Annotated in this window: 2 protein-coding genes and 1 pseudogene; 1 reads left to right on the top strand and 2 read right to left on the bottom strand. The window is 66.3% G+C overall.

Annotation, left to right across the window (positions count from 1 at the left end; translation table 11 throughout):
- Nucleotides 1-159: pseudogene (locus ACFWF3_RS33015) on the top strand (Fic family protein); the annotation flags it as partial.
- Between the two features lie 47 nt (nt 160-206).
- Here ACFWF3_RS33015 and ACFWF3_RS33020 read toward each other — a convergent pair.
- Both ACFWF3_RS33020 and ACFWF3_RS33025 read right to left on the bottom strand, forming a co-directional pair.
- Nucleotides 207-1283: an ABC transporter ATP-binding protein gene (locus ACFWF3_RS33020; RefSeq protein ID WP_379317826.1), complete on the bottom strand. Its 1077-nt coding sequence runs from the start codon at nt 1281-1283 to the stop codon at nt 207-209.
- Nucleotides 1284-1352: 69 nt separating this feature from the next.
- Nucleotides 1353-2217, bottom strand: an 865-nt coding sequence (locus tag ACFWF3_RS33025) for an extracellular solute-binding protein (RefSeq protein WP_379317828.1), incomplete at its 5' end; no start/stop codon positions are given.

The raw sequence follows: 2217 nt of genomic DNA on the forward strand, positions 1-2217 counted from the left end.
GCTACCTACCGTGCCCTCGAACGACTCGTCGACGTGGGGATCCTCGATGTCGTCTCCGACTCCAAACGAAACCGAATCTGGGCCGCCACCGACATCCTCGCCGAACTCGACGCCCTCAACGCCGCGATCGGCCGACGCACAGCGGCGGGCCTGTCCTAGCGCAAGCCGCTCGGCCGCGTCGCGGTACCGCCTGACCGAATGCCTGATCAGCGCAAACGCAGTTCGGTGCCGGCGTCGAAGAAGAAGACTTCCTCCGGCTTCGGCCGCAGGTGCAAGGTCTCGCCGAGCGTGGTCTGGAACCGGCGATCGACTCGGACCACGATCTTGCCCGAGCGGGTGGACCAGTCGGTGCCCGCGCCGTGGGTGTAGACGAAGGATTCGGCGCCGAGTTCCTCGAGTAGTTCGGCGACGACGGTGATCCCGGCGGGATCGGTGGTGACTTCCCAGGATTCGGGGCGGATGCCTAGAACGACGCGCGTACCGGAAACAGTGCGAGGCAACGGGATTCGCAGACCGTCGAGCACCGCCTCGCCGTCGACGACGGGCGCTTCGAGCAGGTTCATGCCGGGCGAGCCGATGAACCCGGCGACGAAGGTGTTCAGCGGATTGTCGTACAGCTCACGCGGAGACGCGATCTGCTGCAACCTTCCGTCGCGCAGCACCGCGACACGGTGCCCCATCGTCATCGCCTCCACCTGGTCGTGGGTGACGTAGACGGTGGTCGTGCCGAGTCGCTGCTGCAACGCGGCGATCTGGGATCGGGTGCTCACCCGCAACTTCGCGTCCAGGTTGGACAGCGGCTCGTCCATGCAGAACACCTGGGGGCGGCGCACGATGGCCCGGCCCATGGCCACGCGCTGACGCTGGCCGCCGGAGAGCTTGGCCGGTTTGCGGTCGAGCAGCGGCTCGAGTTCGAGCATCGCCGCGGCTTCCTTCACCCGAACCAAGGTGTCGGACTTCGACATTCCCGCGTTGCGCAGCGCGAAGCCCATGTTCTCGGCGACGGTCATGTTCGGGTAGAGCGCGTAGCTCTGGAACACCATCGCCACGTCGCGGGCGCGCGGCGGCAGGTCGGTGACATCGCGCTCACCGATCCGAATCGTGCCCGCCTCGACGGATTCGAGTCCGGCCAGCATCCGCAGACTGGTCGACTTGCCGCAGCCCGATGGGCCGACCAGCACGAGGAATTCACCATCGGCGATGTCGATGTCGAGTGCGTCGACGGCGGGGGCGTCGGCGCCGGGATAGCGATGGGTCACACCGTCGAACTGCACTGTCGCCATGGCGAATTCTCCTAGCGGGGAAAGCGAAACGGGCCGGTGGTCACAACGAACCACCGGCCCGTGGGGGAACTACTTGGGCAGCTTGGGCGTGATCTGCCGGTCGATGATCGCCTGCACGTCGGCGGCCACCTTCGCGAGAACTGTTGCCGGATCGGCGTTCTGGAGACCGATCTGCTCGTAGCCGGTACCGATGATCTGATCGGCGCCGGGCACGAACACGCGCGCGTAGTCCTGCGACTTCGCTACCGAGAGCTGGTCGATGGCGACCTTGGAGTTGGGGTTCTTCGCCAGGAAGTCGATCTCGCTGGGGTCGGTCACGGCCGACTTGCGCACCGGCATATAGCCCGTGTTCTGCGTGAAGTACGCCGTGTTGGCCGCATTGGTGATGAACTCGATAAACTTGAGCGCGTTGACCTTTCGCGTGTCCGAGATCCGCGACGGAATCGCCAGACCGGCGCCGCCGGTGGTGACGCCGGGACCGTTCGGGTGCGGCAGGAACGCGGTGCCGACCTCGAACTTGCCGTCGGCGTTCTTCTTGATGCCCTTGAGGTCGCCGGTGGAGGCGATGGTCGAGGCCGCGACGCCGGTGCCGAAGTCGACCGCGATCTGCGGGCGGATCGCGGCGTACTTCTTGACGTTGATCGAGTCGCGCAGGTACGTGGCCGCGGCGATCGAACCCGGATCGGTGAACTTCAGCTTCCACTGATCGGAGTAGGCGCCGCCGAAGGTCCAGTTCGGGCCCTGGAAGGTCCAGCCCAGGTAGTTCTTCGCGTCACCCCAGGCGTGCGCGAACTTGTCGGCGCCGACGAGCGACTGCAGCTTCGGGCCCCACTCGTCGAATTCCTGCCAGGAGTTCGGGCCGCGGTCGGGCAGTCCGGCCTTCGCCCAGACGTCCTTGTTGTAGTAGAACAGCGGCGTCGAGCGGGCGTAGGGC

The sequence above is a fragment of the Nocardia sp. NPDC060220 genome (genome assembly GCF_042727815.1).
GTDB lineage: Bacteria > Actinomycetota > Actinomycetes > Mycobacteriales > Mycobacteriaceae > Nocardia.